The organism is Pseudomonas sp. TWR1-1-3 (assembly GCF_049896805.1).
GTDB lineage: Bacteria > Pseudomonadota > Gammaproteobacteria > Pseudomonadales > Pseudomonadaceae > Aquipseudomonas > Aquipseudomonas bubulae.
The window spans coordinates 1,536,054-1,558,168 of sequence record NZ_JAFCUZ010000001.1 but is presented as its reverse complement, the minus strand read 5'-3'; the positions used below and the strand labels follow the sequence as shown (position 1 = coordinate 1,558,168).

The 22,115-nt window shown below is 55.7% G+C and carries 22 protein-coding genes; 19 read left to right on the top strand and 3 right to left on the bottom strand.

Annotated elements, in window-relative coordinates; all coding sequences use genetic code 11:
* Positions 1-36: 36 nt before the first annotated feature.
* The 4 genes from ACP7BE_RS07175 (at position 37) to ACP7BE_RS07160 (ending at position 2,592) form a co-directional block, all read left to right on the top strand.
* The gene (locus tag ACP7BE_RS07175) at positions 37-825 is read left to right on the top strand and encodes a ParA family protein (RefSeq protein WP_095002086.1); all 789 of its coding nucleotides are present in this window, start codon (positions 37-39) and stop codon (positions 823-825) included.
* 84 nt (positions 826-909) lie between these two features.
* Entirely contained in the window at positions 910-1,638 is a 729-nt protein-coding gene (locus ACP7BE_RS07170; protein ID WP_095024383.1) for a CheW domain-containing protein, read from the top strand.
* Positions 1,639-1,719: 81 nt separating this feature from the next.
* Positions 1,720-2,199, top strand: a complete 480-nt coding sequence (locus ACP7BE_RS07165; RefSeq protein ID WP_016781537.1) for a chemotaxis protein CheW — start codon at positions 1,720-1,722, stop codon at positions 2,197-2,199.
* Complete coding sequence (locus tag ACP7BE_RS07160) at positions 2,200-2,592, top strand: DUF2802 domain-containing protein (protein WP_095002084.1); 393 nt, start codon at positions 2,200-2,202, stop codon at positions 2,590-2,592.
* A 56-nt stretch (positions 2,593-2,648) separates the two neighbouring features.
* Here the strand turns inward: ACP7BE_RS07160 and ACP7BE_RS07155 are convergent, their stop codons facing one another.
* Positions 2,649-3,524 (bottom strand): LysR substrate-binding domain-containing protein, encoded by an 876-nt coding sequence (locus tag ACP7BE_RS07155; RefSeq protein WP_095002083.1) that lies wholly within the window; start codon positions 3,522-3,524, stop codon positions 2,649-2,651.
* Between the two features lie 108 nt (positions 3,525-3,632).
* Between ACP7BE_RS07155 and ACP7BE_RS07150 the strand changes: the two genes are divergently transcribed.
* Together ACP7BE_RS07150 and ACP7BE_RS07145 are read left to right on the top strand one after the other, a co-directional pair.
* Positions 3,633-4,046, top strand: a complete 414-nt coding sequence (locus ACP7BE_RS07150) for a VOC family protein (RefSeq protein ID WP_095002082.1) — start codon at positions 3,633-3,635, stop codon at positions 4,044-4,046.
* Positions 4,047-4,075: 29 nt separating this feature from the next.
* Entirely contained in the window at positions 4,076-5,365 is a 1,290-nt protein-coding gene (locus tag ACP7BE_RS07145; RefSeq protein ID WP_426105297.1) for an amidase, read from the top strand.
* 24 nt (positions 5,366-5,389) lie between these two features.
* Here the strand turns inward: ACP7BE_RS07145 and ACP7BE_RS07140 are convergent, their stop codons facing one another.
* Positions 5,390-5,707 (bottom strand): EscU/YscU/HrcU family type III secretion system export apparatus switch protein, encoded by a 318-nt coding sequence (locus ACP7BE_RS07140; RefSeq protein ID WP_095002080.1) that lies wholly within the window; start codon positions 5,705-5,707, stop codon positions 5,390-5,392.
* Positions 5,704-7,275, bottom strand: coding sequence for a flagellar hook-length control protein FliK (locus ACP7BE_RS07135; RefSeq protein WP_426105295.1), 1,572 nt, complete (start codon positions 7,273-7,275; stop codon positions 5,704-5,706). Before ACP7BE_RS07135 ends, ACP7BE_RS07140 begins: the two co-directional genes overlap by 4 nt.
* Before the next feature lie 192 nt (positions 7,276-7,467).
* Here ACP7BE_RS07135 and ccmA point away from each other — a divergent pair, with 192 nt between their 5' ends.
* The 13 genes from ccmA to ACP7BE_RS07070 all read left to right on the top strand — a co-directional run bounded on the left by ccmA (position 7,468) and on the right by ACP7BE_RS07070 (position 21,838).
* Entirely contained in the window at positions 7,468-8,103 is a 636-nt protein-coding gene (ccmA, locus tag ACP7BE_RS07130; RefSeq protein WP_095018952.1) for a cytochrome c biogenesis heme-transporting ATPase CcmA, read from the top strand.
* Positions 8,100-8,768, top strand: coding sequence for a heme exporter protein CcmB (ccmB, locus tag ACP7BE_RS07125; protein WP_016781529.1), 669 nt, complete (start codon positions 8,100-8,102; stop codon positions 8,766-8,768). The genes ccmA and ccmB overlap by 4 nt, the downstream gene beginning before the upstream one ends.
* Positions 8,769-8,852: 84 nt before the next feature.
* Positions 8,853-9,611, top strand: coding sequence for a heme ABC transporter permease (locus ACP7BE_RS07120; protein ID WP_176464856.1), 759 nt, complete (start codon positions 8,853-8,855; stop codon positions 9,609-9,611).
* Complete coding sequence (gene ccmD / locus ACP7BE_RS07115) at positions 9,608-9,784, top strand: heme exporter protein CcmD (RefSeq protein ID WP_016781528.1); 177 nt, start codon at positions 9,608-9,610, stop codon at positions 9,782-9,784. The genes ACP7BE_RS07120 and ccmD overlap by 4 nt, the downstream gene beginning before the upstream one ends.
* A complete protein-coding gene (gene ccmE / locus ACP7BE_RS07110) occupies positions 9,781-10,242 on the top strand; it encodes a cytochrome c maturation protein CcmE (protein ID WP_016781527.1) in 462 nt (153 codons plus the stop codon). The genes ccmD and ccmE overlap by 4 nt, the downstream gene beginning before the upstream one ends.
* On the top strand, positions 10,242-12,227 hold the full coding sequence (locus tag ACP7BE_RS07105; RefSeq protein WP_095021429.1) for a heme lyase CcmF/NrfE family subunit: 1,986 nt from the start codon (positions 10,242-10,244) through the stop codon (positions 12,225-12,227). Before ccmE ends, ACP7BE_RS07105 begins: the two co-directional genes overlap by 1 nt.
* The gene (locus ACP7BE_RS07100) at positions 12,224-12,760 is read left to right on the top strand and encodes a DsbE family thiol:disulfide interchange protein (RefSeq protein WP_088377708.1); all 537 of its coding nucleotides are present in this window, start codon (positions 12,224-12,226) and stop codon (positions 12,758-12,760) included. Before ACP7BE_RS07105 ends, ACP7BE_RS07100 begins: the two co-directional genes overlap by 4 nt.
* Entirely contained in the window at positions 12,757-13,233 is a 477-nt protein-coding gene (locus tag ACP7BE_RS07095; protein ID WP_095002076.1) for a cytochrome c-type biogenesis protein, read from the top strand. Before ACP7BE_RS07100 ends, ACP7BE_RS07095 begins: the two co-directional genes overlap by 4 nt.
* A complete protein-coding gene (ccmI, locus tag ACP7BE_RS07090) occupies positions 13,226-14,428 on the top strand; it encodes a c-type cytochrome biogenesis protein CcmI (protein ID WP_095002075.1) in 1,203 nt (400 codons plus the stop codon). The genes ACP7BE_RS07095 and ccmI overlap by 8 nt, the downstream gene beginning before the upstream one ends.
* A 130-nt stretch (positions 14,429-14,558) precedes the next feature.
* Complete coding sequence (locus ACP7BE_RS07085; protein WP_095002074.1) at positions 14,559-14,954, top strand: hypothetical protein; 396 nt, start codon at positions 14,559-14,561, stop codon at positions 14,952-14,954.
* Positions 14,955-16,846: 1,892 nt separating this feature from the next.
* The gene (locus ACP7BE_RS07080; protein ID WP_426105290.1) at positions 16,847-20,548 is read left to right on the top strand and encodes a hypothetical protein; all 3,702 of its coding nucleotides are present in this window, start codon (positions 16,847-16,849) and stop codon (positions 20,546-20,548) included.
* 22 nt (positions 20,549-20,570) lie between these two features.
* Positions 20,571-21,515, top strand: a complete 945-nt coding sequence (locus tag ACP7BE_RS07075; RefSeq protein ID WP_426105288.1) for an RHS repeat domain-containing protein — start codon at positions 20,571-20,573, stop codon at positions 21,513-21,515.
* On the top strand, positions 21,512-21,838 hold the full coding sequence (locus ACP7BE_RS07070; RefSeq protein WP_095024375.1) for a hypothetical protein: 327 nt from the start codon (positions 21,512-21,514) through the stop codon (positions 21,836-21,838). The genes ACP7BE_RS07075 and ACP7BE_RS07070 overlap by 4 nt, the downstream gene beginning before the upstream one ends.
* The last annotated feature ends 277 nt before the right edge of the window (positions 21,839-22,115 follow it).

The window sequence follows — 22,115 nt, the reverse complement described above, 5'->3', positions numbered from 1 at the left end:
TCGGCCGGCACGCATGCAGCCGGGAGGAACAACTGAATGAGAGTCTGGGCAGTAGCCAATCAAAAAGGTGGGGTCGGCAAGACCACCACATCCATCGCCCTGGCCGGTTTGCTGGCAGAGGCGGGCAAGCGCGTGGTGGTGGTCGATCTTGACCCGCACGGCTCCATGACCAGCTACTTCGGTTATGACCCCGATGGTCTGGAACACAGTGTCTACGACTTGTTTCTGCATCAGGGCCAGGTGCCTGAGGGCCTGGCCGCGCAATTGCTGTTGCCCACCAGCCACGAGAAAATTTCCTTGCTACCGGCCACCACGGCCCTGGCGACCCTCGAGCGTCAGGCTCCGGGGCAAAGCGGCCTGGGCCTTGTGATTGCCCGCAGCCTGGCGCAACTGTGGCAGGACTATGACTACGCGATCATCGACAGCCCGCCGATTCTGGGTGTGTTGATGGTCAACGCGCTGGCGGCCAGTCAGCAGTTGATCATCCCGGTGCAAACCGAACATCTGGCGCTAAAGGGCCTGGAACGCATGGTGCATACCCTGCGCATGATCAACCGCTCGCGCCCCCAGGAGCTGCCGTTCTGTATCGTGCCGACGTTGTTCGACCGTCGTACCCAGGCGTCGATGAGTACCTTGCGAGTATTGCGCGATGTGTACCCCGAGACCCTGTGGCAGGGTTTTATCCCGGTCGATACTCGTTTGCGCGATGCCAGCCGTGCCGGGCAGACGCCTTCGCAGTTCGATGAGAAAACCCGTGGAGTGATCGCCTACCGTGCGTTGCTCAAGCACGTCCTCACCCGCCAGCTTGCACCGCAGGTGGCGTGAAGTGGGCGGGCATTCAAGTATCGGTCGGGTCTGGCCGATAACGACTACAGGTCTCTGTCGCGAGGCTGATGAGTGGGGCACTTTATGACGCAGCCAGTAGCACTTTCCAACCGCTCGCAAGTGGCCTTGCAGTCGTACCTCGACGACTTGCTGTTTGATGCAACCCAGGCGCTGGAAGCGGCTGAACCCGCACCCGCGCAGCCGGAGGCGGAACCTGCCGCCGCGCAACCCATTGAAGCGCCGTTGGCGATGCCGGTGGAGCTGTCTGAGGTCGGTGTGCCTGCCGAGGCGCTGGCCCATCCGCTGGTCGAAGTCCATCGGCCCAGTGCCCCCGGGGCGCATTTGCCGGTTCCCGATGATGGTCGCCCGGCCTGGGCTGCCGAACCTTTCGAGTGCCTGCTGTTCGACGTGGCGGGGTTGACCCTGGCGGTGCCATTGGTGTGCCTGGGCTCGATCTACTCACTGGCCGGGCGTGAACTCACTCCGCTGTTTGGCCAGCCAGACTGGTTTCTGGGGATCCTGCCCAGCCAGAGCGGCAAGCTCAACGTGCTCGATACCGCGCGCTGGGTGATGCCTGAACGCTATCGCGACGACCTGCGCGAAGGGCTGCAATACGTGATTTCGGTACAGGGTTACGAATGGGGGCTGGCGGTGCATCAGGTCAGCCGTTCGTTGCGCCTGCACCCCAACGAAATCAAATGGCGTTCACAGCGCGGGCAACGGCCGTGGCTGGCGGGCACTGTGATTGAACACATGTGCGCATTGCTGGATGTGGAGCAACTGGCGGCATTGATCGCCAAGGGCAAGTCATAACAATAATCGTGGTCGATTCACCTGCGAGGGCGGATCGCCAGTTATCAGAATCGAGCAGTATTTCAGTCAGGGGTTTGGGGTATGAAACAGTCAGCGGCACAGGGTTCTGAAGATCCGATCCTGCAATGGGTTACCTTCAAGCTGGACAACGAAACCTATGGCATCAATGTGATGCAAGTGCAGGAAGTGCTGCGTTACACCGAAATCGCCCCGGTACCGGGTGCGCCTTCCTACGTGTTGGGTATTATCAACCTGCGCGGCAACGTAGTAACGGTCATAGACACGCGTCAGCGTTTTGGTCTGTACAACGCCGAAATCACCGATAACTCGCGCATCGTCATCATCGAAGCCGACAAGCAAGTGGTTGGGATTCTGGTCGATAGCGTGGCAGAGGTGGTGTATCTGCGTCAGTCCGAAATCGAAACGGCGCCTAACGTGGGCAATGACGAATCGGCCAAGTTTATCCAGGGTGTGTGCAACAAGAACGGCGAACTGCTGATTCTGGTTGAACTGGACAAAATGATGACCGAGGAAGAATGGTCGGATCTGGAGAACATCTGATTGATCCTTGAGGCGGCGGTAATTGTCCTGGGCCTGTTGTGGGCCGTGACCCTGTGGCTGTTTGTCAGCCACGTGCGCCGCCAGCGGGTGCTTGTGGCGCAACAGGCTGCGGCCGATGAACAGCGAGACCGGCGCCTTCGGGAACTGGCGCGGCGCCTGGATACCTACCAGAACGGCAATGTGCAGATGGGCGAAGCCCTGCACGAATTGCGCGCCGTGGTTGCGCCGCTGCCCGAGAAGCTGACTCAGCTTGAGCAGCGTGACCCTACCAGCCTGTCGTTCAACCAGGCGGCGCGGCTGGTGAGCATGGGTGCCAGTGTTGATGAGCTGACCCAGGCATGCGGCCTGACCCAGGCTGAAGCCGAACTGATGAGCAAAATGTACAAGGGTTGAGTTGGGTGACTGACCGTAGCCGCTCAAGTGCGTAGTGAGGCTGCGCTCCTCAGCGGCTACAGATGACTGCCTGCAGTCTCCAGCAGCGCCCGCTGCAATACGTCTACCATCCGCAACCTTGGCCCCTGGGCATGGCTGAGCAGCACAATTTCTCGGTCATAGCGCTCATCCCCGACCGGCTCCAGCACACAACTGCCGGTCCAGCGCTCAATTCCCGACCAGCATGGCACCAGACTCACCCCAAGGCCCTGTGCCGTGAGCAGGGCGATGGTTTCCAGTGCATCCAGATCGAGCAGGGCAGCGGGTGACAGGCTGTGATCCTGCAAGTACTGCAGGGCATGGCGGCCGCCCCAGGCATCGGGGTCATACTGAATGTACGGGCAGTGTTGCAGGCGGGCGTCGATGCCTTGCGTGGAGGGTTCATTGGAAATAAACAGCAAAGGCTCCTTGCGCAGCACCACCCCCTCGAAGGTTTTGCTCAGTGCAAAGGGCGGTGCGACCACAATCGCGGCATCCAGCTCATTGGCCTCCAGCGCCTGATACAGCGCGCGCGATGTGCCGGGCACTATGACCGGTTTCAGTTGCGGGGTTGAGCGGGTCAAGGCGCGCAAGGCCTGTGGCAGAAGCCCCGTGAGCACGGTTGAAATGGCGCCGATGCGCAAGGGGCCGGTCAGGCCCTGGCTATCGGCATCACCTGCCAGCAGCGCCACTTCATTGACGATGGCACGTGCCCGGGGCAGTAAATCCAGGCAGGCCAGGCTGGGTTTGGCCTCATGCCCGATGCGCACCAGAAGCTCCAGCCCGAGCTGGCGCTCAAGGGCCAGAATGCGCTGGCTGACGGCGGCGGCAGTGAGGTTTTCCAGGCGTGCTGCCCTGGCAATCGAGCCGCAATCCACCACGGCGATCAGGCTTTTGAGGTAGCGCGTATCCATAAGAATTTCTTTCTTTCACGGATAAAATAACAGGTTAGTTCTATTGAAGACAGCAATGCATCATTGGCGCAAGGGCCATCTGGCCTGTTCCGGTTTCAGGAGGTCACTGTGCAATCGCTTTTTCATTTCGCCTATCACGTTCACGACCTGGTCTCGGCGCGGCGCTTTTACTGCGACGTGCTGGGCTGTGCTGAGGGCCGCAGCACGGAGAGCTGGGTAGATATCGACTTTTTCGGCCATCAGTTGTCGTTGCATCTGGGCGAGCCGTTTTCCGTTAGCAATACCGGGAAAGTCGGCGAGCACCGGGTGCCCATGCCGCATTTTGGCGTGGTACTGGCCATGCCCGACTGGCACGCTCTCAAAGAACGCCTGCTGAGCCGTGACGTACAGTTTGTACTGGAGCCGACCCTGCGCTTTGCCGGGACAGCGGGGGAGCAGGCGACGATGTTTTTCCTCGACCCCTCGGGCAACCCCATTGAGATCAAGGGTTTTGCCGATTGGGCAGCGGTGTATGCCGTGTAACGCAGCCATAATCCGAGGTTAAACATCACATGAGCTTTCTTGACACTGCAGATGCCTGCGCGATCGCCGAACACGTACGCAAGGCGCTGCTTGGCCCCGGGCAGGTGGCTGAGCATTTTCTGGCGCAAAGCAATGCCCGCGAACCTGCAATCCAGGCGTTTGCCGCGCTCGATGCGCAGTGCGTACGTAAACAGGCGCAGTGCCTGGGCAGCCCGCAGATCAATGGTTTATTGGCCGGTGTGCCGGTGGGGGTCAAGGACATCATTGATACCGGCGACCATCCGACAGCATTTTACTCGCCGATCTACGCCCACAACCGGCCCTCGCGGGATGCCCATGTGGTTGCGCTGCTGCGTCAGGCCGGGGCGGTGATCATGGGTAAAACCCATACCACTGAATTTGCCTATATGCACACGGGGCCGACGCGTAATCCCCATGACCTGCAGAGGACGCCGGGCAGCTCCAGTGCCGGCTCTGCTGCGGGCATGGCCGCGGGTTTTTTCCCCCTTGCCCTGGGCACGCAAACGGCGGGCTCGCTGCTTAAGCCTGCATCCTATTGCGGGTTGTATGCCTTCAAGCCGTCCCATGGGCTGGTTTCCCTGGAAGGGGTCAAGCCCCTGGCGCCGAGCTTCGACACCCTGGGCTGGTATGGCCGTTCGGTTCGCGACCTGGCGCTGCTCGCCCGGGTACTGGTGCCCGGCTTGCCGCAAACGAACGGGGAGAATGGCGCCCGATCATTCGGGTTTTGTCGTACGTCGCGTTGGGATCAGATCGATCCTCCGGTGGCTAAGGCCCTGCTGGCAGCTATGGAACAATTGAAAACCGCAGGCCACAGCGTCACCGAGGTGATACTGGAGGACGAGTTTGCCAGTGTTTTCGATGATCATCAGTTGATCAATGACTGCGAGGGTGCCCGTTCACTGAGCAAGGAGTGGCAATCGAACCCCGAGCAACTGAGCCCGCAAGTGCTGGCCATGATTGATAGGGCGCGGGCCACCAGTTGGCAGCAGGAAACGGCAGCGAAGGCTCGGCTGGCGGCGTTGGCGCCGGTGTTGAAGGAGCATTTCGAAGCCTTTGACGCGATGCTGGGTGCCACCTGCGGCATGGTTGCGCCACTGGGGTTGCTGAGCACCGGGCCATCAGACTTCTGCAAGTTCTGGATGGCATTCGGCCTGCCCCAGCTCAATATTCCGATGCCCCGGGCGTCGGGGGAGCTGCCAGCGGGGCTACAACTGATTGGCGGGTTTCGCCAGGACAGCAGGCTGCTCGAAGCGGCGCAGCAGGTGGATAGCGCCCTGCGCTCAACGCCCGGTCTGTAGCAGCTGCCGAAGGCGATAGAGCGTTCAACGGGGAGTGATGTCGCGTTCCTCCGGCTCGGTCTGGGGGGCAAAACCCTCTGGGAATTTACCTTTAAGCTGCCAGGCAAAGGCAATGATCTCTGCCAGTGTGCGGTACAGCTCTTGCGGGATGCTGTCACCCAATTCCATGCGCGCCAGTAATTTGACCAGCTCGGCATTTTCATAAATCGGCACTTCGTGTTCACGGGCCAGCGCCAGGATGGCTTCGGCCAGTTCGTCATCGCCCTTGGCGGTGAGGGTAGGGGCCTGTTTGCCGTCGTATTTGAGGGCAATCGCCTGGCGCGGTTCTGCAGGTGTATTCATGCGGTTTCATCGACCCAGCGTTGTTCCAGACGGGTATGGCCACTTTGCGGCGGGATGCCTTGATGGCAATCCAGATCGGTCACGCTCAACCCGGCATCACTCAGACGCTGACGCAAGTTGCCCAGCTGACTTTCGATCAGGCGGGCGGTGTATGCCTGTTCGGCCCAGAGCTGGCCCGACAGGTTGCCCCGCAACAGTTGCGCCTGCACATGCAGCGGGCCCAGGGGGGCGAGGTCGAAGGCCAGCTCCACGCGCCATAGTTGATCCTTGATCTCCCGGGATTCGGTTTTGTCTTGCGCTTGTTTTTCCGGCGGGTCTTCACGCTGGAACTTGACCTGCAAAGGTACGATGTCGTGAGCATTGCGCATGGGGATTTCCAGTTGCCAGGTGGTCAGTACACCACCCTCGGCCGTGCGCCCACTCTGTTCCAGGCTGGACAGCTGATGGCTTTGCAGCCGCGAGACAGCTGCTGCTGCCAGTTTCAGCAAGTTCTCCAGGCTGTCTTCACCTTCACCGTTCTGCAGCAAGCGCTGGGGCAAGGGGAAGCCGCCGGGCTGTGGTTTGGCGCTGACCTGGCCGAGCATGCCCAGGGCATTACGCACAAAAGTCGGCAAGGCCTGGGCCTGGGTGCTGGCAGCCATGCCGGGGTTGAAACTGGTGCTTGACGGCAGACCGGGCAGGATCTGCGCAATAAGGCGCAGCAAGGTAGCTTTCATGTCAGGGGCCTGTGCCGGGGTTTGCCCGGTCAGCAGTCGGGCCTCCAGAAATGCCCCGCTGTTGAGCAGGGCATCACCCAGGCCTTTGGCGTTGCTCAGTTGGTAGGGCGTAGGCAAACCGGCTAATAGTTTGTCGATGGATGCACGCAGCTCAGCAGGCATGTCGGCAGTGGCCGGGAGTTTTTGCAGGGCGTTGAAAAGGCCCTCCAACGAGCCTTGCCGGCTCTGTTGTGTTGCCAGTTGTTGCGCCACAGCCAGTTGTTCCTGGCGCCCGCTCAGCGGCACAAACTCGAGGCTCTGCGGGCCGTCCACACGGGCGCTAAGCAAGCTGCCGATACGCAAGGGCAGCGGGCTGTCCAGGGTCAGGGTCGCGCCGCTCAGTGCGCTGTTGAGCAAGGTCACCAGTGACCGATAAACCGTCGGTTGCCCTGCGGGCTGCGCCAGGGCTTGAGTGGTCAGTACCTTGCCTTGCAGCAGCGTGCCCACTGGCAACTGTCGGGTATCGAGGCGGGTGAGAGTGGCGACGCTGCTGCTCAGGGCCTGTTGCAGGCTGATCGCAAGGTTTCCCGCAGAAGGCTGGGTCACGGCCAGTTGGGTGCCCAGCGGCAAGGGAAAATTGCTGCTGGCCTGCACGTTGGTTTCGCGGCCACTGGCCAGGGTCAACTTGAGCAAAAGCTGGAAGCTCAGATCGTTTTGCTTGAGTGACAGCACCTCGGCCTGGGCACTTTGGCCGGGCTTTATCAGGCCCTCTGCGGGCTGCAGCAACTTGAGCACTTCACCGCCCACAAGCCCCTGACGCACACTGCTGGGGGCGGATTGTGGGATGGGTGGAATATTCATGTCGCCTTTCATCGTAACAACCTGTCGAAATTGCCCTCTTTAGCGTAGGACATGGCATGTATAATGCTGCCCCGTCGTTCAGAGCGCCTAAAAAACATAACAATTGTTTGATCCAGCTCTCTGAATCAGGCCGCAAATGCATTTATCCTGCATCACTTTAACGGCCATGCCTGCGCCGACTTGAACCGTGAAGGCCTCAATTACGTGACCAGCCCTCTTTTAGAAGCCGTAGCGCTCGCTTGTGAGCGTGACTGGCGGATGCTGTTCGAACACCTCGAATTGCGTCTGACCAGCGGCGACATGCTGCAAATCAGCGGCCCCAACGGCAGCGGCAAAACCAGCCTGCTGCGCTTGTTGGCGGGCCTGATGCAGCCAACGGCTGGCGAAGTACGGCTTAACGGTATGGCCCTGAGCGCCCAACGTCATGAATTGACCAGCAACTTGCTGTGGATCGGCCATGCGGCGGGAATCAAGGATTTGCTCACGGCGGAAGAAAACCTCAGCTGGCTGTGCGCCTTGCATCGCCCGGCAACCCGTGATGCCATCTGGGCTGCGTTGCACGAGGTCGGCTTGCAGGGCTTTGAGGATGTGCCGTGCCACACCTTGTCGGCAGGGCAGCAGCGCCGTGTGGCGCTGGCCCGCCTGTATCTGGACAGCCCGCCGTTGTGGATTCTCGATGAGCCGTTTACCGCGCTCGATAAACAGGGCGTGGCGCAACTCGAAGAACACCTGGCCCGCCACTGTGAAAGCGGCGGCATGGTGGTGCTCACCACGCACCATACCTTGACCCGGATGCCAGCCGGTTACCGCAATATCGACCTGGGGCAGTGGGCTGTATGAGTGTGTTTGCCGTGTTGGTGGCGCGCGAAGCGCGTTTGCTGTTCCGTCGCCCGGCCGAATTGGCCAACCCGTTGGTGTTCTTCGCGATTGTCATCGCAATGTTTCCGCTGGCCGTTGGCCCGGAGACGAAATTGTTGCAAACCTTGTCTCCAGGACTGCTGTGGGTCGCGGCCCTTTTAGCGGTTTTGCTCTCGCTGGACGGGCTTTTCCGCAGTGATTTCGAGGACGGATCGCTTGAGCAGTGGGTCCTTTCGTCGCACCCCCTGCCTCTACTGGTACTGGCCAAGGTGCTGGCACACTGGGCGTTTTCCGGTCTGGCGCTGGTGATCCTGTCACCCCTGCTGGCCCTGATGCTCGGGCTGCCGGTGGCGTGCCTGCCGGTGTTGCTGATGTCGTTGCTGCTGGGGACGCCAGTGTTGAGCCTGCTTGGTGCCGTGGGCGCTGCCCTGACCGTGGGCCTCAAGCGCGGCGGCTTGCTGCTGGCGCTGCTGATTTTGCCTTTATATATCCCGGTATTGATCCTTGGTAGTGGCGCCCTGCAGGCGGCATTGCAAGGCATGCCTGCAACCGGTTATTTGCTGTGGCTTGGTAGCCTGACCGCCCTGGCTGTAACCCTGACACCTTTTGCAATAGCTGCCGGCCTGAAAATCAGCGTCGGCGAATAATGAGGTCTGGCCTGCGTGGGCCAGTAAAGACCCTGGCTGGCATGACAGCACACCTGTCGTGACCGGCACCGTGATGGAAGCAGCGTGATGAACTGGACTTGGTTTCACAAACTCGGCTCGCCCAAATGGTTCTATGCCATCAGTGGGCGGCTGTTGCCGTGGTTAAGCATTGCCGCCGTGTTGCTGATCACCTGCGGGGTGGTCTGGGGCCTGGCCTTTGCACCGCCGGACTACCAGCAGGGCAACAGCTTCCGCATCATCTATATCCATGTTCCTGCGGCCATGCTGGCGCAATCCTGCTACGTGATGCTGGCGGTGTGCGGTGTGGTAGGGCTGGTGTGGAAGATGAAAATCGCCGACGTGGCCCTGCAATCCGCCGCACCCATTGGCGCCTGGATGACAGCCGTGGCGCTGGTCACCGGTGCGGTGTGGGGCAAGCCGACCTGGGGCTCGTGGTGGGTCTGGGATGCGCGTCTGACCTCGATGCTGATTCTGCTGTTTCTATATTTCGGCCTGATTGCCCTGGGCAACGCCATCACCAATCGCGACAGTGCGGCCAAGGCCTGCGCGGTGCTGGCGATTGTGGGCGTGATCAATATTCCGATCATCAAGTACTCGGTGGAGTGGTGGAACACCCTGCACCAGGGCGCGACCTTCACCCTGACCGAAAAACCGGCCATGCCCATGGAAATGTGGATGCCGCTGTTGCTCACGGTGCTGGGCTTTTATTGCTTCTTTGGCGCGGTGCTGCTGTTGCGCATGCGTCTTGAGGTGCTCAAGCGCGAGGCCCGCAGCAGCTGGGTCAAGGCTGAGGTGTTGAAAGCTCTGGAGGGTGCGCGATGAGTTTTGCTTCTTTTGGCGACTTTCTCGCCATGGGCCATCACGGGGTATATGTCTGGTCGGCCTATGGCATTTGCCTGGCGGTGCTGGGGTTGAACGTGGCACTGCCAATCATGGCGCGCCGGCGTTATCTGCAACAAGAGGCGCGTCGTTTGCGTCGGGAGAATTCGAAGTGAATCCGCTGCGCAAAAAACGCTTGATCATCATCCTGGCGATTCTGGTAGGGGTCGGCGCTGCCGTGGCCCTGGCCCTGAGCGCCTTGCAGCAGAACATCAACCTGTTTTACACCCCGACCCAGATCGCCAATGGCGAAGCGCCATTGGATACCCGGATCCGTGCCGGTGGCATGGTCGAGGACGGTTCGCTCAAGCGTTCGGGTGACTCGCTGGACGTGCAGTTTGTGGTCACCGATTTCAACAAGTCGGTGACCATCCAGTATCGCGGTATCCTCCCGGACCTGTTCCGTGAAGGGCAGGGCATCGTCGCGCTGGGCAAGCTCAATGCCCAGGGTGTGGTGGTGGCTGATGAAGTGCTGGCCAAACACGACGAAAAATACATGCCGCCCGAAGTGACCAAGGCGCTGAACGAAAGTGGCCAATCCGCGCCTGTGCCTGCAAGTGAGGGTAAGTACTGATGTCTGGACTCTATATTCCCGAATTGGGCCATCTGGCCATGATTCTGGCCCTGTGCTTTGCCATCGTGCAGGCCATCGTGCCGCTGCTGGGCGCCTGGCGCGGCGACAAATTGTGGATGAGCCTGGCGCAACCCGCCGCCTGGGGGCAGTTTGCCTTTTTGTTGTTCTCCTTTGCCTGCCTGACCTATGCCTTTATGGCCGATGACTTCTCGGTGGCGTACGTAGCCAGCAACTCGAACAGTGCGTTGCCCTGGTACTTCAAGTTCAGCGCGGTGTGGGGTGCCCACGAAGGCTCGCTGCTGTTGTGGGCGATGATCCTCGGTGGCTGGACCTTTGCCGTGTCGATCTTTTCGCGGCAGCTGCCACAAGTGATGCTGGCGCGGGTGCTGGCAATCATGGGCATGATCAGTGTCGGCTTCCTGCTGTTTTTGATCCTGACCTCAGATCCTTTCGTGCGCTTGCTGCCGCAGATTCCTTCGGATGGCAACGACCTTAACCCGCTGCTGCAGGACATTGGCCTGATTGTTCACCCGCCAATGCTGTACATGGGCTATGTCGGTTTCTCCGTGGCTTTTGCCTTTGCCATTGCTGCCTTGCTCGGCGGTCGGCTGGACGCTGCCTGGGCGCGCTGGTCGCGACCATGGACCATCGTGGCATGGGCCTTTCTCGGCATCGGCATCACCCTGGGTTCATGGTGGGCTTATTACGAGCTTGGCTGGGGCGGCTGGTGGTTCTGGGATCCGGTAGAAAATGCTTCGTTCATGCCATGGTTGGTGGGTACGGCGCTGATTCACTCGCTGGCCGTGACCGAAAAGCGTGGTGTGTTCAAGAGCTGGACAGTACTGCTGGCGATAGCTGCGTTTTCCCTGAGCCTGCTGGGTACGTTCCTGGTGCGTTCCGGCGTGTTGACCTCGGTGCATGCGTTCGCTTCCGACCCAGAGCGCGGCGTATTCATCCTGATCTTCCTGCTGTTTGTGGTCGGCGGTTCGCTGACCCTGTTTGCCCTGCGTGCGCCAGTGGTGAAAAGCCATGTCAGTTTCAAGCTGTGGTCCCGTGAGACCCTGCTGTTGGGCAACAACCTGATCCTGGTGGTGGCCGCGTCGATGATTCTGCTCGGCACCCTGTACCCACTGATTCTGGATGCCATCAGTGGCGCCAAGATGTCGGTGGGCCCGCCGTACTTCAACGCCCTGTTTATCCCGCTCATGGCTTTGCTGATGGTGGTGATGGCAGTCGGTGTGCTGGTGCGCTGGAAAGACACTCCGGTCAAATGGTTGTTGGGCATGCTCACCCCCGTACTGCTGGGCAGCGCCGCGCTGTCGGCAATTGCCGGAGTGGCCTATGGCGACTTCAACTGGGCGGTGCTGACCACCTTTATGCTGGCGGCCTGGGTGCTGCTGGCCGGGGTGCGTGACATCGGTGACAAAACCCGTCACAAGGGCCTGATCAAAGGCGTGCGCAGCCTGACCCGCAGCTACTGGGGCATGCAGATTGCCCACCTGGGTATCGCCGTGTGTGCGCTGGGGGTGGTGTTGTCGAGCCAGCACAGTGCCGAGCGCGACTTGCGCCTGGCACCGGGCGAGTCGATGGAGCTTGGCGGTTATCACTTTATTTTTGAAGGCGCCAAGCACTTCCAGGGTCCGAACTTTACGTCTGACAAAGGCACCGTGCGTGTCATCCGCAATGGCAAGGAAGTCAGCGTACTGCACCCGGAAAAACGCCTCTACACGGTGCAGAACTCGATGATGACCGAAGCCGGGATCGACGCCGGTTTCACCCGTGACCTCTATGTTGCTCTGGGTGAGCCCCTGGACAACGGCGCCTGGGCTGTGCGGGTGCATGTCAAACCGTTTGTGCGCTGGATCTGGTTTGGCGGTCTGCTCACAGGCTTTGGTGGATTGCTGGCAGCGATGGATCGTCGCTACCGGGTCAAGGTGAAAAGCCGCGTGCGTGAAGCATTGGGCATGACAGGAGCCACGGCATGAGACGTTGGTTGATGCTGGTCCCGCTGGCCGTTTTTCTCGGTATGGCGTGGTTTCTCTACCGGGGCTTGTATCTGGACCCGACCGAGCTGCCGTCGGCGATGATCGACAAGCCGTTCCCGGCCTTCAGCCTGCCTTCGGTGGAGGGGGACAAAACCCTCACCGAAGCTGACCTCAAGGGCAAGCCTGCGCTGGTCAACGTGTGGGCTACCTGGTGCATTTCATGCCGGGTCGAGCACCCGGTGCTGACCAAACTGGCCGATCAGGGTGTACTGATCTACGGCGTGAACTACAAAGACGTCAACGAAGATGCGAAGAAGTGGCTTAAGGATTTCCACAACCCTTATCAGCTGGACATCAACGACGCAGACGGCTCCCTGGGCCTGAATCTGGGCGTGTACGGCGCTCCTGAGACATTCCTGATCGACAGCAAGGGCATCATCCGCCACAAGTTTGTCGGCGTGATCGACGAGACCGTGTGGCGCGAGCAGCTTGCGGGTAAATATCAGGCACTGGTTGACGAGGCCAAACCATGAAGCGCTGGCTAGCCGCCGTGGTTTTCGGTTTGACCCTGACCGGGGTTGCCCATGCCGCCATCGATACCTACGAGTTTGCCAACGACGCCGAGCGCGACCGTTTTCGTGAGCTGACCAAGGAATTACGCTGCCCCAAGTGTCAGAACCAGGACATCGCCGACTCCAACGCCCCTATTGCCACCGACCTGCGCCGCGAGATCTATCGCATGCTCGGCGAAGGCAAGGACAACCAGCAGATCCTCGATTTCATGGTCGCCCGCTACGGCGATTTCGTGCTCTATAAACCGGCCCTGACCCGCAAGACCGCAGTGCTCTGGTTTGGCCCGCTGGCCCTGCTGGTGGGCGGTCTGGTGGTGATTGGCGTCATCGTCGGGCGCCGTCGACGTACAGAGCAGACCGAAGGTTCGGACACACTTTCTGCCGAGGAGCGCAAGCGCCTCGACACTTTGCTGGATAAAACCAAAGATGATTGATTTCTGGCTCGCAGCAGGCTTGCTGCTACTGATAGCCCTCAGCTTTTTATTGATCCCGGTATTGCGCGGGCGCCGTGCCCAGCGCGAAGAAGACCGTACCGCTTTGAACGTTGCCTTGTATCAAGAGCGGGTGGCCGAGTTGCAAGCCCAGCGCGAAGAGGGCGTGTTGACCGCTGAACAGTTCGAAACCGGCCGCGCCGAAGCGGCCCGCGAATTGCTCGCGGACACCGAAGGTGTGGCGCCGGGGCGGGTGTCCAGTCTGGGCAAGGCCATTCCGTTGTTGGCCGCAGTGCTGGTGCCGGTGCTGGGCTTGAGCCTGTACCTGCATTTTGGTTCCAGCGACAAGGTCGAATTGACCCGCGAGTTCTCCCAGCCGCCGCAATCCCTTGAAGAAATGGTCGCGCGCCTTGAGCGTGCCGCGGCTGCGCAACCTGACTCGGCCGAAGGCCTGTACTTCCTGGGCCGTGCCTATATGGCACAAAACCGTCCTGCGGATGCGGCCAGGGTGTTCGAACGCGCGGCCAACCTGGCCGGTCGTCAGCCCGAGTTGCTGGGCCAGTGGGCACAGGCGCAGTACTTTGCCGACGATAAAAAGTGGAGCGACAAAATCCAGGCGCTGACCGATGAAGCCTTGAAGGCCGACCCGAAGGAAGTCACCAGCCTGGGCCTGCTGGGCATCGCCGCCTTCGAGGACCAGCGCTTCGAACAGGCCATTGGCTACTGGCAACGGTTGATGACCGAACTGCCCGAAGGCGACGCCTCCCGCGCGGCGCTGGAAGGCGGTATTGCCAAGGCCCGTGAGCAACTGCAGGCCCGCGGCGGCAAGGTTGAAACTGCACCTGTGGCCAAGGCGATGGCCTCGATCAAGGTCAACGTAGATCTGGCCGATGCGGTCAAGGCCAGTGCCTTGCCGGGTGACAGCGTGTTTATCTTTGCCCGTGCGGTCTCCGGCCCGCCGGCACCGCTGGCGGTCAAGCGCGTGACTGTGGCGGACCTGCCGATCACGGTTGAGCTGGGCGATGTCGACGCAATGATGCCGCAATTGAAACTGTCCAACTTTCCTGAAGTCCAATTAATGGCACGCATCTCCCGTGCTGGCCAGCCAACAGCAGGCGAGTGGGTAGGGCGCAGCCAGCCGCTGTCCAGCAGCACTCGGGAGCTGCAACAGCTGACCATCGACAGCCCGGATAAATAAATGCCCCGAATGTGGCAGCGGGCTTGCTCGCGATGCAGACGACGCGGTCCTCCAGTGAATCCGCATTGATTGAATCGCGAGCAAGTCCGCTGCCACAGGGGGTCTTAGCTGACTTACAAGAGAAGCCGCCATGGCCGTATTCGCCCGTATTACCTTGCTCGCGCTAGCTCTAGGCCTGAGCGCCTGTGCGGTTCAACAGCCTTACGAACCGCCTGCGCCAACAACGCCGATGCCGCAGCCGACACCCCAGCCCTCGGGCAAGCCCCTGCCGGACATGCCGATTCCCAAGGCGCCAAAACCGTTGCCGCGCACCTCGGCGACCTTTGCGCCGCCGCCGGGCGGGCCTAGCCACTGGGATGCGCGCCTGGGCGTGTATGTGCTGGATAACCAGACCAATATCTTCTACCGCCAGCGCGCCTACTACCGCTGGGACAACGGCTGGAGCCGCGCGGTGAGCCCCAACGGGCCGTGGGAAGAGACCGATATCAGCGGCGTACCGCCGGGGTTGAGTCGGCAGTTCAAGTAAAGCCAAGCGGCGACCTTCGGGTCGCCGTTTTTTCTATATCAATACCGCGTACTACTCGCCAGCCACCTCTGGCGCCGAATCGACCTGTGGCGTTGAAAGCCCGTTTGTCCGTGCATAGCCCCTGTTATTCGCCAGCAAGTTCTTTACCCTGTTTTTGTTTCTCTTCGGTACCGGTTTGCGGCTGTCTCCTCGATACTTGCAACAGCTCAATGAGCGTTATTTTTTTTCCACGGTATTTGCGCCGGGCCGTTGCGCTGTATGTTCTGGGGCGCTGCACAAACTGGTCTGGCCGAGCCTTATCATCGTAGGCTATGTGACGATCAGTCTTTAGATGATGGCGCTGTATCTGGTGTCGCTCAATCAGCTCAAGCTGGTGCTTGGCACATAGTTTGTGGCATCGGTTGACATGCTGGTTTTTACTGCAGGCAGAGGAGTTATGGCGCTTTTTGGCAGGGCTTACCTACAAGTTGCTGCCTTTTCTGGCGGGCATGTATGTCGTGCGCGCCAACGGTTTCGAGTGGTTGGACCGACACCCCCCCTTCGGGGTAGCACTATATCAATTGGTTTCTGGGTGGATTGTTTGTTGCATTGCAGGGTATGGAGGCGTCGTAGCGCTCGGTGCAACTTGTTCCCAGGTGGTCACCTTTGTCAGGCTCACCATTTATCCACTGGCGAGCAGTTACTTTCTAATTCTTCTCCGGATATATGGTAATAGCCGTTTTTATTGGCTATCGGCCGCACTGGCGCTTCTTGGCCGATGGGGCCGTTTGAGTGGCTTGTCAGCCGGGTGACCTAAAGCGCTGATCACGCTGCGGACACCGCATCTCCGATGGCTTTGTTTGCACCGGTGGCAAAGACCTGCTCACTTTCATCCGTGCGCAGGTGGTGCATGAGAAGCCAACAAATTCTACCGTCAACGAGCCTACTACCACTGGGGTAAGGGCTGGAACTGCGCAGTAAGCCCTACGCCCCGTAGAAATCTACCGTTGTCAGCGGCGTACCGCTGGGGTTGAGTTGGCAGTCCTAGTGGCATAAGGCGGCGACCTTTGGGGTTCCGATTTTGTCTGTGTTTACGGTTTGGAGAGAAGCGCCGTATTCATAAGCCACGCTATAAAAAGTTGGGAGGCATAACTGTGGCCGGTTCTGGTAATAAAATGTAAAGGGTGTGTGCCCTGGTAGCTGCTGCGGAACTTTATTGGTTTATTTGAGATATTTCTTTCCTGAAATAGGAGGCGTATTACGCTGTGTGTAGGTGTTATCTGAAAATCATGTTTTTTATTTGTGTGTATGTTTGGTTTCTACTAGATTTGGAATTAGTAGGTGGCTGGTGAAGTGTTATTTTGAATGTTGATAGAGCGGTTGTGGTGGTTAAGGTTGTCTTGGTTGATGTGGGTAGGATGATGTTGTCTATTAAGTTATTCTATAGTTTTACTTCGCGCGGTCTGTGTGGGTCATAGTGCTAATGAAAAAGCGAAGTTGCTTTCTGTGTATTAGTAAGAAGTTATGAGTGATGTGAAATTCCCTGCATTTTGTTGTTAATTTAATGCTCTTCGGGTAGTTTTTTGCGCGGGGAGGGCGGGTTTGTTGTAGGCGATCAACGTCGGTGAGACTTTTGGCTTAACTAATTTGATAGTGGATGAGCCAAGATCTGCCTGGGTTTGGAGTTTGTCTATTTTGTCGCCTTGTTCGAAAGTTCCAGCTTGAATCAGCACATGCCAGCGCAGCGTAGGGAAAGTTAATGCTAAGTGTCGAGAGGCAGGAGATTGTATGTTGCGTGTAATGTTTGGTGGTTAGCCTGGGCGCGTGAAGCATAATAACTTGTAAAGAAAAATTATTATTAGTGTTTGATCCTTCAGTGCTAGTAATATAGATGATATGGGGTGTGTAATGCCATGAAAAATAAGTCCGTAAAAGTTAGAGGCTTTTGGTTTGCGACCATTATCGTAATAGTGGCGGCAGGGTTTAATTTGACGGCCCACGCGCGTTCAGGGCTAGAATACTCTACACCTATTGATAACCTGCCGAGACATTTTGACAACAAGAGTGCGCTAGATGAGGATTCAATCGATCCACATACAGGGAATTTGAAAGTTCATCAGGTGGACCTTTCAATTCCTGGGCCTAAAGGGCTAGATATAACGGTTCGTCGAACATACGACTTATTTAATTTGTCTGCAGGGTTGCGTGCTACTTTCAAGCGGAGCTATGAGTGGGCGGCACTTGGGCCTGGCTGGAAAATTGCGGTAGCACCCAAGATATATTTGCCTTTGCAGCCAGGGCCTAATGTTAATAGGTCTGGAGGGAGTGGTAGATATCCGGAAAATGCGCTGACTAACTTATGTGCAGGCAAAGGCCTACCCTGGTCATTAACTAAATACTCCGAATTTATGCTGGAACAGAGTGATGGTTCAACAGCTTCTTTTTTTTGGTCTGCTCCCTACGAAGCAAGGACCCAAGATAACTGGAAACTTCGCTGTGACGCACAAAACCTCATGCTGTATTCCCCGTCCGGCATCGCTTATGACATGGGGGATTTTGTTCGTGATCGAAGAGTAAGCTATTTTTTTGTAGTTCCATTCGTGGTAATGGGGCCGCACGCCCCAATGGCGAAAAGACCTCCTGCGACATCTCATATGTATTTTCAAGCTAAGAAAGCTACGGATGCATATGGAAACTGGATATCATATACATACAAAGAAATTGGTATGCCTACTCCATATTTCGCTATCCCTGGTAACTCTAACCTGCCTAATGGTTATGGTGGGGTGGGAGACAGAATAGGTGAATTAATGAGTACTGTTTTGTTGTCTGTCAAAAGTAGTGATAATAGAGTTTTAAACTTTAACTATTATGCAGATACAAACAGGCTCAAGTCTGTGGTTGATGGTGTTGGGCGTACTGTCACATATGTATATAAGGCGGGAGATGCCCGAAATTCTATATTATTAAGTCGGGTTATTAATGCGGTAGGTGACTCTTGGAGGTATACCTATGGTTCTGGGTTGTTTCAAGAATATCCTTTCAATGGTGCAGCTATGGTCACTACTCCTTTGGATAATGCTACTCTATCCGCTCGGAAGTTGATCGGGATTCAGAGGCCTAGTGGGGGGGTGACTTCATATACATATACCTATAGTAATTTGTGGCGTTACCGCAATGCTGCCCCTTCAGGAGAATCACGCACAGAGCGCATTGCCAGTAAGACACTATCAACTGGCCAAACATGGTCATATCAATATGGCCGTGGCGGGTATGGAGGAACCGGGAGCTATGACACTACTGATGTTAGTGGGCCTGATGGAGTCACTCGCTATGAATATTATGGCCCCGGTTACCTAATGACAGCCTCCTATAGTCCAATACCAACAAATGGGTATTGGCTGATGGGGCGCCCTAAAAAAGTTACCTATCCAAATGGTGATACTGACGAATATAGCTGGGCTCAGAGATTACTCTCCATGCAAGCAATCGGCATGTGGGAATACGGTTCATCTCACGACACATATACATGGGCTGCTGATCTCAGTCAACTTAAGAGAACTAGAACTGGTGCTAATTATATTACTACTTTCTCAAAACATGATGCTTATGGGAATCCAGCGAAAATTACTGAGTCAGGCCCGAATGGCGGTGCGCGTACAACTGATCTAACTTGGTACAACGACACCTCAAGATGGGTGGTCGGTAAGCTAATGACCAAGACTGATGGATCTACATCTATCACTGCTAGTTATGACTATAATGGGCAAATTTCTAAAATTACGCGAGACGGCGTGTCACTTAGCTATACGTATGATTCTCTTGGAAATGTATCAAGTGAGACACTTCCTGAAAATGCTATCTATACATATACAAACTACAAGCTTGGTACTCCTAAGAATGAAGTGCAACCTGATTCAATAAGTGTTTCACGAATCGTAGATGATGTCGGGAATATAATATCCGAAACTGATGGCGAAGGTTTTACTACCAGATTTACTTATGATGCTATCAGTAGGGTAACTTCTGTTATACCTCCTGTCGGTGCCGCGACATATACATCATACACGCCAAGCAGCATGGTTCAGAGGCGAGGTCCTTTGGTTGTCACTAGCTTGCTCGACGGTTTTGGTCGGGTCATGAGCGAGACAAAAGGAGGTATTACTATAACTCGGCAATATGATGGTTATGGACGGCTCACTTTTGAATCAGACCCTGATGCGAGCACTGGAACAAAATATCAATACGACGCGCTAGGAAGAGTAGTTCGTCTTACTCATGCAGATAAAACGTCAAAAAGTACTGTCTACGGTGCTGGCACTCGTATAGTCACTGATGAACTAGGTAATGCGACTGGTTATAAATATCGGGGGTACGGTGATCCGAGGGAAATACACCTTATTGGAATATCTTTGCCAGAGAGCGCTGCTAATATATCGATTGCACGGGATGGTCGAGATCAGGTGGTATCAGTTTCACAAGGCGGTATCACCAGAAGTTATAGCTATAACTCCAATGGGTATTTAGCATCAACTTATAATCCTGAAGTCGGGCTGACTACTTATGGGCGTGATTTGGCTGGGCGAATGACTACAAGGAAAGTCGGTGCTTCGGGTGTGACTAACTATGCATATAACGGGCAAGGAAGATTGATTTCTATATCGTATCCTGAGGCAGTTGGTCCCATTATGATGGCCTATAATAAACAAAATAGACTTGTCTCCTCCATATCGCCTGGTGGACGTCGAGTAATGTCGTACGATGCTGTAGGGCGTCTTTTGACCGATACATTGACTTTAGATAGAAAGTCATTTCGGGTGCAATATGGCTATGACGAGAACGGAAATATAACTGAGGTAACATATCCAGTCTCTGGGCGAGTTCAGAGTTACACTGTAGATGTCCTCGGGCGGACAACTAGCATTGCAGGATTCGTAAATGATGTTCAATACTGGTCGTCTGGACAGTTGAAGAGTATTCGATATGCCAATGGAGTGACAAGCAGTTATGGACAGAATAGTCGTCTGTGGATGTCCAGTTTTAAAACTCAAAAATCAGCAAATTCAGAAGCCTATTTCAGTACGGCTTATACATATGACAGCGTAGGGAACCTCCTGAAGATTGAAGATGCTATAGATGGCCGTTTCGATCGAAACCTTAGCTACGACAAGCTTGGCAGATTGGTTGGTGCAGATGCGTATTGGGGCTCAGGAAAAATCTGTTACGACGGAGTCGGAAATATTGTCAGTCAAGTGTTTGGTCAATCGACTCTTTATTATTCATACGATAGTAGCAATAAGTTAGTCAGTACTACCGGTATGCGTGCTTCTAATTATAAATATGATGCATATGGGAATGTGGTGGATAGTCAAGAGTTCTCATATATATTTGATTGGGCATCTAATCTCATCTGTGTCAATTGTGATGATCCATCAAAAAAAATTGAATATAGTTACGATGGGTTGGGGCGTCGCTCATCGGTGTCGCGTTCGGGTGTTAAAACCTATGAGATGTATGATGGGGTTGATAAGCCAATAATAAACTTGAGTGGAGACAAATTAACTGAATTTATTTATCTGGGAAATTATCGTATAGCGCAAAAAGTAAGTCCGTGAATTGCCAGAAAGGCGCAAATAAATGCTTAGAATTAAGTTTCAATTTGCATTCGTTGTTGCGATGTTTGTTGCAGCTTCAAATTTGTCATTTGCGGGGAGTGTCACATACTATCATAACGATCTTTCAGGTTCGCCAGTTGCGGCTACAGATTCGGCTGGTACTTTGCTTTGGAAAGAAAACTACAAGCCATATGGAGAGAGGTTGAATGAGGCTTCAAACGGCAGTAATGACGCTTTAGGTTTTCAAGGGAAAGAGTTCGATATCGTCACTGGTCTATCTTACATGGGGGAGAGGTATTATGATCTCCACCTTGGCAGATTTATTGGGGTGGATCCTCTGGGCTTTACTACTGATAATGTACACAGCTTCAATCGTTATGCCTTCGCAAATAACAATCCTTATAAATATGTGGATCCTGATGGCAATCAGCCTCTTATTGCTATTGCCTCAAACTCGATAGCCGCTGTGATAGGTGTCATAACTGGAAGTGCAATTTCTTCCAGTGTAGATAACCCGAATGCCGCCGTTTCAGGTGATCCTGGTGCTCAGTGGAATGCTAATGCGGCGATTGAACTACCAAGTTCTACTGTTACGGCTATGAGTCTGCCGCGCGTTGAAGGAAACTCTATTAGCTACAGTTCTATAGGTGCAGCCTCTGCAACAAGCTTTGTGTTTGGTCTGCTCACCCAACCAATGTTTGCTAAACCACCTACTGATGCCTATGATAAATACGGTGCTAAAGCCCCAGGCAAACCCGGAGCTGCAGAGGGTTTCAAAGATCCAAAAACTGGCGAGGAGTGGGGGAAAACCCGTGACGGTCGAAGCAGTGGTTGGAAAGATTCTAAAGGAAGGACTTGGGTTCCAACAGGTTTGGGTGAAACGGCACATGGTGGAGCTCATTGGGACGTGCAAGACGCTCGTGGAGGAGGCTATGAAAACATCTATCCAGAGGAAAAAATCAAGTGAATTCCGACGCTAATAAATTTGAGCTGCAAGCCACAGCGGTAAAATACTATTCAAAATTAGATGAGGCAGCCTTTTTTGGCTGGCTTGATAAAATTGAATGCGTTACTGAATATTTCGGACGAGGCCGCATACTTTATATTCAAGTTGATAAGTCTCGGGTAGACGAGTCAAGTCTTATAGAGCTTTTAGCTTTGTTTTACCGCTATGGAGTTGAGATGTCCCAAATCATGGATATTCGACTTCCTGAATTTGACGAATGGTTAAATGACGAAAAAGCATTTTGGTATGAGGGTGTTTTTAAAAGGCATCTGGCTGGTTTGTGACAGGCTATGATGCTAGTAATAGTTATATTTAACCCGCCAGCAGCCGATTGGGCCAATATCAACCTTTCTGGTTAGCAGATTTTCAATCTGGCATTGCTTCAAATAGTATGTGGTGGATATAAGACGGGGAGAGCGGAAGGCGAGTTAACAACCGCCTTCGACTTATCCCAAAATCCTTTTCATGGCCCAATTAGCGAACCTTGCAGCAAGTCTTGGGCTTCCTCGATTTTTCGTATTTAAATAATTTTTTATTAGCTACCACTTCCAGCAAAATCCC

Coding starts and splice junctions, on each gene's coding strand:
- ACP7BE_RS07165 (WP_016781537.1), top strand. CDS start 1,720: ATGAAACAGTCAGCGGCACAGGGTTCTGAAGATCCGATCCTGCAATGG.
- ccmI (WP_095002075.1), top strand. CDS start 13,226: ATGATTGATTTCTGGCTCGCAGCAGGCTTGCTGCTACTGATAGCCCTC.
- ACP7BE_RS07095 (WP_095002076.1), top strand. CDS start 12,757: ATGAAGCGCTGGCTAGCCGCCGTGGTTTTCGGTTTGACCCTGACCGGG.
- ACP7BE_RS07140 (WP_095002080.1), bottom strand. CDS start 5,707: ATGAATACACCTGCAGAACCGCGCCAGGCGATTGCCCTCAAATACGAC.
- ACP7BE_RS07100 (WP_088377708.1), top strand. CDS start 12,224: ATGAGACGTTGGTTGATGCTGGTCCCGCTGGCCGTTTTTCTCGGTATG.
- ACP7BE_RS07135 (WP_426105295.1), bottom strand. CDS start 7,275: ATGAAAGGCGACATGAATATTCCACCCATCCCACAATCCGCCCCCAGC.
- ACP7BE_RS07080 (WP_426105290.1), top strand. CDS start 16,847: ATGAAAAATAAGTCCGTAAAAGTTAGAGGCTTTTGGTTTGCGACCATT.
- ACP7BE_RS07105 (WP_095021429.1), top strand. CDS start 10,242: ATGTCTGGACTCTATATTCCCGAATTGGGCCATCTGGCCATGATTCTG.
- ACP7BE_RS07145 (WP_426105297.1), top strand. CDS start 4,076: ATGAGCTTTCTTGACACTGCAGATGCCTGCGCGATCGCCGAACACGTA.
- ACP7BE_RS07170 (WP_095024383.1), top strand. CDS start 910: ATGACGCAGCCAGTAGCACTTTCCAACCGCTCGCAAGTGGCCTTGCAG.
- ACP7BE_RS07085 (WP_095002074.1), top strand. CDS start 14,559: ATGGCCGTATTCGCCCGTATTACCTTGCTCGCGCTAGCTCTAGGCCTG.
- ACP7BE_RS07155 (WP_095002083.1), bottom strand. CDS start 3,524: ATGGATACGCGCTACCTCAAAAGCCTGATCGCCGTGGTGGATTGCGGC.
- ACP7BE_RS07175 (WP_095002086.1), top strand. CDS start 37: ATGAGAGTCTGGGCAGTAGCCAATCAAAAAGGTGGGGTCGGCAAGACC.
- ccmB (WP_016781529.1), top strand. CDS start 8,100: ATGAGTGTGTTTGCCGTGTTGGTGGCGCGCGAAGCGCGTTTGCTGTTC.
- ccmD (WP_016781528.1), top strand. CDS start 9,608: ATGAGTTTTGCTTCTTTTGGCGACTTTCTCGCCATGGGCCATCACGGG.
- ACP7BE_RS07075 (WP_426105288.1), top strand. CDS start 20,571: ATGCTTAGAATTAAGTTTCAATTTGCATTCGTTGTTGCGATGTTTGTT.